This window comes from Sphingomonas sp. 66-10 (assembly GCF_001897045.1).
GTDB classification, from domain to species: domain Bacteria; phylum Pseudomonadota; class Alphaproteobacteria; order Sphingomonadales; family Sphingomonadaceae; genus Sphingomonas; species Sphingomonas lycopersici.
This window is the reverse complement of record NZ_MKRR01000115.1, coordinates 120,172-131,289: the sequence shown is the minus strand read 5'-3', so window position 1 is coordinate 131,289 and position 11,118 is coordinate 120,172. Positions and strand designations below refer to the sequence as shown.

General features: G+C 67.0%; 12 protein-coding genes. 2 read left to right on the top strand and 10 right to left on the bottom strand.

Features of this window, described 5'->3' with window-relative positions:
- The 4 genes from BGN95_RS12610 to BGN95_RS12595 all read right to left on the bottom strand — a co-directional run.
- A partial coding sequence (locus BGN95_RS12610; RefSeq protein ID WP_286772817.1) for an FAS1-like dehydratase domain-containing protein occupies positions 1-662 on the bottom strand: 662 nt, incomplete at its 3' end.
- An 8-nt stretch (positions 663-670) separates the two neighbouring features.
- Positions 671-1,843, bottom strand: a complete 1,173-nt coding sequence (locus BGN95_RS12605) for an acyl-CoA dehydrogenase family protein (RefSeq protein ID WP_286772806.1) — start codon at positions 1,841-1,843, stop codon at positions 671-673.
- A 1-nt stretch (position 1,844) separates the two neighbouring features.
- Positions 1,845-3,662: a long-chain-acyl-CoA synthetase gene (locus tag BGN95_RS12600; protein WP_286772805.1), complete on the bottom strand. Its 1,818-nt coding sequence runs from the start codon at positions 3,660-3,662 to the stop codon at positions 1,845-1,847.
- A 218-nt stretch (positions 3,663-3,880) separates the two neighbouring features.
- Entirely contained in the window at positions 3,881-4,681 is an 801-nt protein-coding gene (locus tag BGN95_RS12595; protein ID WP_286772804.1) for a phytanoyl-CoA dioxygenase family protein, read from the bottom strand.
- 87 nt (positions 4,682-4,768) lie between these two features.
- Here BGN95_RS12595 and BGN95_RS12590 point away from each other — a divergent pair, with 87 nt between their 5' ends.
- Complete coding sequence (locus BGN95_RS12590; protein WP_286772803.1) at positions 4,769-5,677, top strand: LysR family transcriptional regulator; 909 nt, start codon at positions 4,769-4,771, stop codon at positions 5,675-5,677.
- Positions 5,678-5,686: 9 nt separating this feature from the next.
- Here BGN95_RS12590 and BGN95_RS12585 read toward each other — a convergent pair whose 3' ends face one another.
- From BGN95_RS12585 to BGN95_RS12565, 5 genes are all read right to left on the bottom strand, one after another.
- Entirely contained in the window at positions 5,687-6,109 is a 423-nt protein-coding gene (locus BGN95_RS12585; protein WP_265312436.1) for a hypothetical protein, read from the bottom strand.
- A 162-nt stretch (positions 6,110-6,271) separates the two neighbouring features.
- Positions 6,272-7,105: a Coq4 family protein gene (locus BGN95_RS12580; RefSeq protein WP_286772802.1), complete on the bottom strand. Its 834-nt coding sequence runs from the start codon at positions 7,103-7,105 to the stop codon at positions 6,272-6,274.
- 3 nt (positions 7,106-7,108) lie between these two features.
- Complete coding sequence (locus BGN95_RS12575) at positions 7,109-7,351, bottom strand: hypothetical protein (protein WP_286772801.1); 243 nt, start codon at positions 7,349-7,351, stop codon at positions 7,109-7,111.
- Positions 7,352-7,364: 13 nt separating this feature from the next.
- A complete protein-coding gene (locus BGN95_RS12570; RefSeq protein WP_265312439.1) occupies positions 7,365-7,580 on the bottom strand; it encodes a hypothetical protein in 216 nt (71 codons plus the stop codon).
- Positions 7,577-9,262: an N-acyl-D-amino-acid deacylase family protein gene (locus BGN95_RS12565; RefSeq protein WP_286772800.1), complete on the bottom strand. Its 1,686-nt coding sequence runs from the start codon at positions 9,260-9,262 to the stop codon at positions 7,577-7,579. Before BGN95_RS12565 ends, BGN95_RS12570 begins: the two co-directional genes overlap by 4 nt.
- Positions 9,263-9,395: 133 nt before the next feature.
- Between BGN95_RS12565 and BGN95_RS12560 the strand changes: the two genes are divergently transcribed.
- On the top strand, positions 9,396-9,986 hold the full coding sequence (locus tag BGN95_RS12560) for a TetR/AcrR family transcriptional regulator (protein WP_286772799.1): 591 nt from the start codon (positions 9,396-9,398) through the stop codon (positions 9,984-9,986).
- 103 nt (positions 9,987-10,089) lie between these two features.
- Here the strand turns inward: BGN95_RS12560 and BGN95_RS12555 are convergent, their stop codons facing one another.
- A complete protein-coding gene (locus BGN95_RS12555) occupies positions 10,090-10,956 on the bottom strand; it encodes a helix-turn-helix transcriptional regulator (RefSeq protein WP_265312442.1) in 867 nt (288 codons plus the stop codon).
- Positions 10,957-11,118 lie beyond the last annotated feature (162 nt).

The window sequence follows — 11,118 nt, the reverse complement described above, 5'->3', positions numbered from 1 at the left end:
GGGTGGACGAGCCGCCCGCCGAACGACTGGATCAGCAATTTGCGTTGCTTCAGCCCCTCCCAGAAGAAGGCATTGTCATGCGTGATCGCCGGGCGCGGATGCGGGAATTTGTTTGGCTTCTCGCCGTCCGCCGCTGGCGCCGCCTGCGTGAGCGGCGGCTTGAACTTGAGCACGCGGAACTTCATCCGTCCGACCGCGTCGCCGCGCTGGTCGGTAAACTCATAATCGATCGTCACGAAATGGCCGATGCCGAGCCCGGTGCGTTTCTCGTCCGATACGTCGGCGACCGTCGCGCGCATGCTGACGATATCGCCTTCTTCGAGATAGCGGAGGTATTCCTGCTCGATATTGGTCGCGACGACCCCGGTATAGCCCGCGGCGTCGAACAGCTGGAGCACCGGCATACCCTCGTCGGCGGTGCGTCCACCGGGGCGGTAGCGCGCCATCGTCCACACGTCGAGCATCGCCGGCGGGGCAACCGCGCCCGCGAAACCGCCCGCCGCGCGTACCTGCGGATCGTGCCACAGGGGATTGACGTCCCCCATCGCCTCGGCCCAGCGGCGGATCATCGGCTGGTTGACCGCATCGCGCGCGGTGACCGGCGGGGTCGCTTCGCCGCCGACGAAAGCGCGCGCCCGGGTCAGCAAATCCTGTTCGGTCATGTCCGTCCTCACCTTGCGCGCGGCATATTGAACCCGACCTGCGCCACCATATCGCGCAGCACCTCGGCGGTGCCCCCGCCGAAAGTGTTGATCTGGCATTTGCGATATTCGCGCTCGATCCGCCCGCGGAGCTGCGCGCCGGGCGAACCGCCGCGGACCAGCCCCGCCGCGCCCATCACGTCGAGCAGCAGGCGGAGCGCGCGGATCATCCCCTCGGTGCCGAACACCTTGAGCCCGCTCGCCAGCTCGGGCCGCGTCACCCCCTGCGACACTTCCCAGCCGACGCGATCTCCCATCAGCCCGATCGCCCGCAGCAAGGCATAGCATTCGCCGAGCGCGAGCTGGACCCAGCCCTGATCGATCAGCCGCCCGCCGTCGGGGGTAGCGATGCCGCGCGCCCAGTTCACCACGTCGTCGAAACAGCCGTTGCCGCCGTAGGTCAGCGCGGCGAGCCCGATCCGCTCGTGGTTGAGCTGTTCGGCGATCAGCCGCCAGCCGGCATTCTCCGCGCCGATGATCATCGACGCGGGGACGCGGACGTCCTCGTAATAAGTGACGTTGGTGCGGATGCCCCCCACCGTCCAGATCGGCGAGACCGAGAAGCCGGGCGTCGTGGTATCCATCATGAAGATGGTGATGCCCTTGTGCTTGGGCGCCGCGGGATCGGTGCGCGCGGCGAGGAAGACGTAATCGGCGCCCTCCGCCCCGCTGGTGAATATCTTCTGCCCGTTGATCACGAAATCATCGCCGTCGCGCACCGCGCGGGTCTTGAGCGCGGCGAGGTCCGACCCCGCGCCCGGCTCGGTATAGCCGATCGCGAAGATCAGATCGCCGCTCGCGATGCGCGGCAATATCTCGCGCTTCTGCGCCTCGGTGCCGAGCCGCATCAGCGCCGGGCCGACGGTGTTGACGGTGACGAAGGGGAACGGCGCCTCTGCCAGCACCAACTCTTCGAGCAGGATCTTCTGCATCGCCGGATCGAGACCCTTGCCGCCATATTCGACCGGCCAGCCGGGGGTGAGCCAGCCGTCGCGCCCCATCTGGCGGATCACCTGACGATAGACCGGGCCGCTTTCCGCGCCGGCCGACGCCGCGCGCACCTCGTCGGTCATGATGCCGTGCAGATAGGCGCGGAATTCGTCGCGCAGCGCTTTCTGCTCGGCGCTCGGCTCGACGCGCATCTCAATTCTCCGCAGCAAAAGGGGCGATGCCCAGCCGGGCGAGCGCCTCGGGCGTCAGCGGCACATAGCGGCCGGCGGCGGCGTCGGCGACGAACAGCGCATCGCCGTGGACGCGATCGGGGGCATAGCCTTCGCGCTGCAGCTCGACCTTGCGCAGCTTGAAAGTGGTGGTCATCTCCGCCTCGCGCGACAGGCGGACGAAGACCGGCACCGCATAATGCGCCAGCCGCGCGGTCGCGAATTGATAGAAAGCGTGCGGATCGAAGGCGGCGGGATCGGCATAGGTCAGCGCGACCATGCCGGCGCGCCCCTCGGTCGCGGGCACCTTCACGCCATAGACGTTGACCACATCGGGCCCGGCAAAGGCGCCGAGCACCGCGGCGACTTCCTCGGTCGAGACATTCTCGCCTTTCCAGCGATAAGTGTTGCCGATGCGATCGACGAAATAGAAATAATCCTCCGCGTCGAACCGTACGAGATCGCCCGAGCGGAACCAGACGTCGCCGCGCTTCACCACGTCGCGGAGCAATTTCTGCTCGGTCGCCGCGGCCGAGGTATAGCCCTCGAAATAGCCGCCGACCCCCGTGCCGCCGAGCACCTCGGCGATCAGCTCCGCCACCTCGCCGGGCCGGGCCTCGACCAGTCGGCCGTCGGCGTCGCGGATATGATCGTCGGCCTCGACGTCGTAGCGGACGAACTTCATGTTGGTGTGTGCGGGATAAGGCACGCGGCCGACCGAGCCGACCTTGTTGTCGACATTGGTGATGCCGTAATTGGCCTCGGTCGAGCCCAGCCCCTCGAACACCTGCGCGACCCCGAACCGCTGCTGGAAGGCGGTCCACAATTCGGCCTTTAGCCCGGCGCCGGTCATCACCCGCAGGCTGTTGTCGGCATCGTCGGCGCGCGCGGGCGCGTTGAGCAGATAGCGGCAGATCTCGCCGATATAATAGAAAGCGGTGACGCCGTGGCGCCGCACATCGGGCCAGAAACCGCTGACGGAGAATTTGCGCCTGAGCACGAACGGCACCCCGAAGGCGAGCGAGGTCGAGGGCACCACCATCCCGCCAGCGCCATGATAGAGCGGCAGCACGCAGTAAAACACATCGCCGGGGCCGAATTCCATCAGCCCGCCCATCATCTCCCCGGCGTTGACGAAGCGCATGTGGCTCATCTTCGCCGCCTTGGGCAGTCCGGTCGTCCCGCTGGTGAAGATCAGATAGAGCGGATCGCCCATCTTCACCCCGGCGCGGAGCGCCCGATCAGGGTTGGCATCGCTGGCGGCGGCCAGGTCGGCGTTGAAATCGCGCGCGCGGGCGAGCCCGAACAGCGGGCGCCCTTCCTCGGCCTGCTCCCACAACAGCCCGGGGATATCGGCGTCGGGCAGCTCGGCGACCGACCTGCCCAATTCGGCATCGACGATCAACGCCTTGGCGCCGACCTGCTTCATCGCATGCGCAAGGACATTGCCGGTGGCCGATGTGTTGATCAGCGCGGTGACGACGCCGATCTTGGCCAGCCCGAGCCAGATCGCGACGAAATCGGGCCGGTTGTACATCATCAGCGCGGCGACATCGCCCTTCCCCAGCCCCGCCGCCCGCGCGGCATGCGCGACGCGATTGGCGCGGGCATTGACCTCGGCGAAGGTCAGCCGCTGGTCCTCGAACAGGATGAACGGCGTATCGGCGTGATCGCCCGCGCGCTCCTCGAGCCGGTCGGCGACGGTATAGTCCTGATCGCGCGCGAAACCCGTGACGCGCGCATAGCCGCGCATCAGCCGGGCCATCGTCTCCTCGCGGCCGGGAACCACCCACTCGCCCATCGCACCCGTCTCCCCCGCCCGCTTTTCGGGGCGGCTGAGTGGGTTCTAGGACGGGGTCGCGCCGCTTCGCAGGTCCAAAGTCAGGATAAATCGGCCGGTTTTGATATATTGAATCGGAAAATGGCGTCGCCGCTGCGGCTCCTGTCGGGCCTCATAAACCCCGTCGCCCCGGCCCTGAGCCGGGGTGACGACGGTGGGGCGAAACGTCGATCCCGACCCTAGCCGCGGCGGAAAATGATCGGAAACCAGTCTTCGCGCAACCTTTCGCCCGCCGACATGCCATGCCCCGGATAGGGGGGCGAGGTGCGGCCCGGCCGTTCGACATAACGCGCATCGTCGCCGACGAAGCGCAGCGAAAAGGCCCGCCGCCGCGTCGCGGTATCGTTTCCGCGTGCGCCGTGGAGCGTCATATAATTGAACGCGACCGCATCGCCCGGCGCCATTTCCCATTCGCGGATGTCCATTCCCGCCGCATCGGGATCGGGCACCGGCATATAGGCATCGTCGCCGGCGTAGAAATTCTCATCCGACAGCCAGCGCGTCGGCAGCACCGGCTTGGGCCAGCGATGCGATCCCGCCACGCAGCGCAGCGACGCCTCGCGCACCGGATCGAGCGGCGACCAGAAGCTCACCGTCTGCTGCCCCTCGACGAAATAATAAGGACCGTCCTGGTGCCAGGGCGTCGGCTTGGCGGTGCCGGGCTCCTTGACCAGCACATGATCGTGGAAGAGCTGCGCGCTATCCGACCGCATCAGATCGGCCGCCACCTCCGCCGCGGGCGATCGGCGGACCACCGCCTCGAATTCGGCGATGCGATCCCAGTTGCAATAATCGTCGAAGAAGCGGCCGCGTTCGCCGGGCTTGAGGTTCTCCGCGGCATAAGGGCCGGGCTCGGCCATGTTGCGCGCGACGCCGGCGCGCAGCGTCTCGACATGATCGCGAAACAGCCCGCGCACCAGCACGACGCCGTCGCGCTGAAAGGCCTCGATCTGGTCGGCGCAGAGAAGCGCGTGCGGCATGAGCTGATCCCTCCGGTTTGCGAGCGCCAGCAGAAACCCGATCTATATTAGTTTCAAATAATAAGTATCTAATCTACTGTTAGCTTGATGCTATATCTGACACTCCGCCAGCTCGAATATGTATCGGCGGTGGCGCGCGCCGGCAGCCTTTCCGCAGCGGCGGCGCAACTGAATGTCTCGCAACCGTCGCTGTCGGTCGCGTTGACGCAGGTCGAGCGGCGACTGGGGCAGAAGCTCTTCATCCGCCGCCGCGGCGCGCCGGTCGAACTGACCGGGTTCGGCAAGGACTATCTGGCGCAGGCCGAGGAGCTCCTGTCGCTCGCGCGCCAGCTCGACGATCCGACGCGTGCGCCGCGCGCCGCTGCGGGCCGGCTGACGCTGGGATTGTTCGACGATCTCGCGCCGCTTCACATCGGCCACCTGCTGTCGGTGTTGCGCGCGGCGCTGCCGGGCGTCGACATCCGCTATCGCATCGCGGACCTCGAAACGCTCGCGCGCGATATGCTGCAGGGGCGCGTCGATCTGTCGGTGACGTTCGGTCTCGGTCTCGATGCCAGCTTCGCGCGCACGCGGCTGGCGTCGGTGCGGCCGTGCGCGGTGATGAGCGTCGACGATCCGCTCGCGCATTTGCCCGCGGTCGAGCTCGCGGCGGTCGGCACGCGCCCGCTGATCCTGTTCGAAGAGGGGTTGTCGGTGCGCCACATGCTCGGGCTGTTCCGGCGGGTCGGTGCCGAGCCGCTCGTCCGCCACCGCGTCGCGGCGCTCGAGGTGATGCGCAGCCTCGCGGCGCATGGCGAGGGCATCGGCATCACCTATTCGGGACCAGAAAGCCGCCACGCTTATGACGGAACCCCGCTCGCCAGCGTGCCGATCGCGGATGACCTGGCATGCGAGCCGGTGATCCTCGCGCGGTCGCTCGACGCTGCGAGGAGCGCCGTCGTCGAGGCGGCGTCCGAGGCGATCCTCGCCGCCGCCGAGATCTCACCGATCGGGTAGAAGCTCCCGCTATGCCGCGAAGAAATTAGGAAAACGGCGCAGCACCTCGCCGATTTCATTGTCGGAGATGTTGAACTCGAACCCCTCATCATCGCCGCGGCGGCGATAGCCATAGACGTTGGTCCACGACCAGCCCGGGGTGTCGTCGACCGGAAACAGCTGCCACGTCACATGGCACAAAGCCGAATCCGTCGAGACCGGGACGACCTTGAAATCGGCCATGCGGATGTCCGACCCGACCCCCACGCGATCGAAGCGCGCGACCTGCTCGCCGCACGCGACATCGGCGGTCGCGCGATCGGCGAAGCTGTGGATCTGGCCGAAGGTGAAAGACGTATAAGGATAGAGATAATGCCCCGCGAGTGCCGGCCCGTCGCGCCGCAGCATCGCCTCGCCATAACTGCGGCACCACGCCTCCGCGCCTTTGGTCATCCTTGCTCTCCCATCCAGATCGTTGCGTAAATTGAAATTACCTCTCCCCGTTCGGGCTGAGCTTGTCGAAGCCCTGCCCTTTCTTCGGAAGAAGTGCAGCCCTTCGACAAGCTCAGGGCGAACGGGAGCTAACGCAGGTGTCGTGTCCCAATCATCGGACAATCACCCCTTGAATTCCTGGAACACCCAGTCCCAATAACCCGGCGCCGGGCCGTCCTCGAACCCGAACTCGGCGCGGATATCGGATAGCTGGCGATCGAGATGATCCTCCCAGCGGATCATGAACAAGGGCTTCTTCTGCTTGGCCCCCAGCGCATAGCCGCGGCTCAGCCCCTCGAGCAAAGCCGGCAAGGTCCTGGGATAATGCAGCCCCGATCGGCTGAGCGAGGTCGACATCAGCACCACGCCATAGAGGTTCAGCTCATGCGCGAACTCGGTCGAGAAATAATTGGCATTGGCCATCGTATTGGCGGCGATCAGCGCGATCTCGCCGACCTGGCTCGGGCACAGCCCGGTGACCATATGCTCGATATCGTGGTTCTGCGCGCGGCGCTTGACGAGGAATTCGTAATCGTCGCGCGGCTCGCCTTTGTAGAGGAAATCGATCTCATAGCCGCTGTCGGCGATGAACGCGTGGATCCGCGCGCCCAATGTCCCGGGGGCGCAATGCGCCACCTGCTCGGCGGTGAAATTGGAGGTGAAACGCTCGTCGAGCCACGCGGCGAATTCGGGGAGCCGTTCGCGCTCGGCGGCGAGCAAGGCGGCGGTGCGCGCCGGATCGACCACCTCGCCCATCGCGCGCGACAAGGTGGGGATCAGATAGGCGTCGGGCAGATCATGCCCGTCGCGCTTGAGCCCCATTTGCGCATAGACGTCGCGGAACAGCGGGCTGTTGAGATATTTCGAATTGCTGATCAGCACGCTCGACGTCGCCGGCTCGGCGGCGCCCATCAGATAGGCGGCTTCGCCCGCCGCGAGGCTCGTATCGGCTTTCATCGCTTACTCTCCCTTGTTCGCCCAGCCGGTGAACGGCGGGTCGGCGACATCGAGCACCGCCCAGCTCCGCCCGATCAGGTCGAGCGCATTGGAGACCCCGGCGCGCGCCATCACGCGGCGCATCCCCTCCGCCTCGATCTGGACGTTCGATCGCCCGCCGTTGGCGAAGCGCAACGTCACCACCAAAGCGGCTTCCCCGTCATGCGTCGGGGTGAGCCGCACGCTTTCGATCCGCGCGTCGTTCATCGCGCGGCGTCGGTCACGCCGCGACCGCGCGCGGCGGCTCGACGAAGACGATATCCGACGGGGTGATCACCGACACCGGGCGAAAGACGAGATGGAGGTTCCAGCTCTTAAGCTGCTCGATCGCCGCCTCGGCCGGCTCGTCCGGCAGCACGCGCGCGGCGATCGCCGGCCAGTCGTCGCCGCTCTCCGGCTGGATGAAGCGACGGATGGGGGCGAGGTTGGTGCTCATGCCGCGATCCTTTCCGCGATGACGCCGGCCCGCGCGGAGGCGTAGCCCGCGTCCTGGCTATAGGCGAGCGCGCCGTTGACGAACACGCGATCGACGCCGCTCGCGCGGCGGATGTAGCGGAAGCCGTCCGCCGGGAGATCCTCGACCGGTATCTCGGGGCCACGGTCGATCGTCTCGGCGTCGAACACCACGACATCCGCGGCATAGCCCGGCCGCAGCAGCCCGCGCTGGCGGAGGCCCCATAGCTGCGCCACGTCATGCGTCAGCTTGCGCACTGCGGTCTCCAGCGGCATCGCGTCGAAGCCGCGGACGTAACGGCTGAAGAGATAGCCGGTATCGCCATAGGTCGCGAAATTGGTGACATGCGCGCCGCCGTCGCCCGCGCCGATCCCGATCAGCGGATCGGCGAGCATCGTCGCGATCTTGGCATCGTCATTATGCCCGATCGCATCGAGCCCGAACGAGGTGGCGAGATCGTCGGCCAGCGCGATATCGATGATCGCCTCGGCGATATGGCAGCCGCGCTCGGCGGCGATGTCGCCGACGCGGCGCCCGATCAGCGCGGGGTCGGGGGTGCCCATCCGTTTCACGTAGGAATCGGCGAAATCGATCTGCAGACCGATCGGCATCATGAAATGATCCATCTCCGCCGCCAGCGCCGCGCGCCGCTCGGGATCGCGCAGCTGGGCGAGCTTCTCCGCGTGCGGCAGCAGCGTCATCGCCCACCAGCCCGGCAGGGTCGCGAAGGTCGACATCGGCGCGCCGAGATCGAACGACAGATCGATCGGGCGGGTCTGCATCTGCGGCACGACGCGCGCGCCATGCGCGGTCTGCAACCGGACGCGATCGAGCGCGATCCCGACCAGTTCGGGCGCGGCATTGCTGTCGAACAAGGGCGAGAAGGTCGTCGCGATCTTGTGCTTGCGCGACAGATCGGCGAGCAGGTCGATCCGCGCGCAGAGCAGGTCGGCGTCCCAGAATTCGGGGACAATCTGGAGGATGCCGCCCTTTTCGCCCAGCGTCGCGCACAGCGCGTCGAGCTCCTTCGGCTCGGCGAGCCGCGCGGGCACCGGGCGCAGTTCGTGATCGATGTCGACCCACGATCCGCTCATCCCGACCGCGCCGGCATCGAGGCATTCGGCGAGCAGCCGCTGCATCTCGGCGATTTCGGCATCGGTCGCGGCGCGTTCGCGCGCGTCGAGCCCCATCACCCACAGCCGCACCAGGCTATGCCCGACGAGTGGCGCGACATTGACGCCGAGCCCGGCGCGGATCGCGGCGAGATAATCGGCGAAGCTCTCCCACGTCCAGGTCAGCCCGGCGTCGAACGCATTCTTGGGCATTTCCTCGATCTTGCGAAACGTCGCCCCGAGCAGATCGCGGTGCTCGGCGCGCAGCGGGGCGAGACTGAGCGAGCAATTGCCCGGCATCACCGTCGTCACGCCATGTTCGAGCGACGGCTGCGCCAGCCCGTCCCACACCAATTGCGCGTCATAATGGGTATGCGGATCGATGAACCCCGGCGCGATTACCCGACCGCCGGCGTCGACCGTCTCGCGCGCCTCGCCCGAAACCTCGCCGACCGCGACGATCCGCCCGTCGCGCACCCCGACATCGCCGCGATAGGCCGGCGCGCCGCTGCCGTCGCAGATCAGCCCGTTGCGAATCACCAGATCGAGCATCGCCATCTCTCCTGCCGGCCGCCGCCTCCGCGGTGTGCCCTGTCAGTATTTAGGTACAGAGTGTCCCGTAAAAAATCAAGCCGCACATGTTGCCGGCTGGACTTGGCGCGCACCCCCGTGCCACCGTGGCGCGATGAAGCAGGCGACGGGCCGGGGGCGACCACGCGACGCGGAGATCGACCGCAAGATTCTCGATGCGGCGCGCACGCTGCTCGCCGAGGGCGGCTATCGCGCGCTGGCGTTCGACAGCATCTCGCAGATGACCGACATCCCGCGCTCGATGATCTATCGCCGCTGGCCGACCAAGGCGCATCTCGCCAATGAGATCTCGACCGGCGGGGATGACGGCCTGCCCGACGTGATCGACGCCGAGGGGCTCGACGCACAGGTGCTCGCGCTGGTCCATCAGGTGTTCGATCGCTATCGCCGCCCCGATATCGCCGCCGCCGCGATCGGGGTGATCGCCGCGACGCAGGGCGACCGCACGGTGCAGGACGAGCTTGGGGCCAAGGCCGAGACCGTCGCGCGCGGCGAATTGAGCGCGATCGTCGCGCGCGGCAAGGCGGCGGGGCTGATCGATCCGGCGAGCTCGGCCGATACGTTGTTCGACATGATCGTCGGGACGCTGATCTATCGCGCCTTGTTCAGCATGAAGCCGATCCCGCCCGATTATGCCGAACAGGTGACGCGGATGATCGTCGACGGGCTGGCGGTGCGGCCTTAGCGTATATCGCCGCCCCTCCACCGTTCGGACTGAGCCTGTCAAAGCCCCGCCCTTTCTTCGTCGGAAGAAGTGCAGCCCCTTCGACAGGCTCAGGGCGAACGGCTCATATGTTGTTCGCATGCTCCGCCGACCGATACCGCCCCGGCGCGATGCCGGTCATCCGGCGGAAGGCGAGCGAGAAGCTCGACGGGTCGGCGAAGCCGAGATCGGCGGCGATCTGCTTGATCGGCAACTGATCCGCACACAGCAAGGCCTTGGCGCGATCGAGCCGCGCTTCCTCGACGAAGGCGTGGACCGTCCGCCCGGTGCTTTGCTTGAACGCGCGCATGAAATGCCCGCGGCTGAGCCCGACGAGACCGGCTAGTTCGGGCACCTTGATCCCGCCGCTCGGCCAGTCGAACACATATTGCTCGACGCGGCGCAATTGATGCGGCGATAGCCCCCCGCGGCAGCGCGCGCGCGGCTGCGGCTGCGGCTCGAGCAACCGGTGCAGTTCGACCGGGAGCGCCGCGGCGAGGCTGTCGATCAGGATATCGCTCGCGAACCCCGGCCGCACAGCCTCGCGCCCCAGCCGCCGCATCGATTCGGCGATCCATTCGGAGCGCAGATTGCCGCAGCGCGTCAGCCCCGCGTCATCCCACTCGCGCTCGAAACCGGCCAGCGCAGCGTGCGTGCCGACCGGAAAGGCGCAGGTGATCATCTGATGCGGGCCGCCCGGCCCCGCCCCGCAGATCGACTGCGACGCGGGGACATAGATCAGATTGCCGATCGAGAAGGTCCGCCCCGAAGCGAGCCGGCCGACATAGCGGCTCTCGCGCGGCCGGCGCGTCAGGATCAGCGCGAGCTGATGCTGCGACGGGCGTCGCACCTCTTCGGAAGGGGTTTCATATTCATAGGTCTGCAGCCGGACGCGCGCCATCGTGCCGGACAGCTCCGCCTCGACCTGATTTCTCGATTGGGTCGCTTCCATCTTACGCCTTCCCGCTCGCGCCGCGCTCTCCTGTTCGCGCGCCTTTGGTACGCGTGACGGCGCAAATCATCAACGAATCGATTCATTCTGCCATGAATGCGCAGCTTTCCGCGGCAGACGGCGACGCGCTAAGCTGATGCGGACGGCAATAACGTTTCAGCC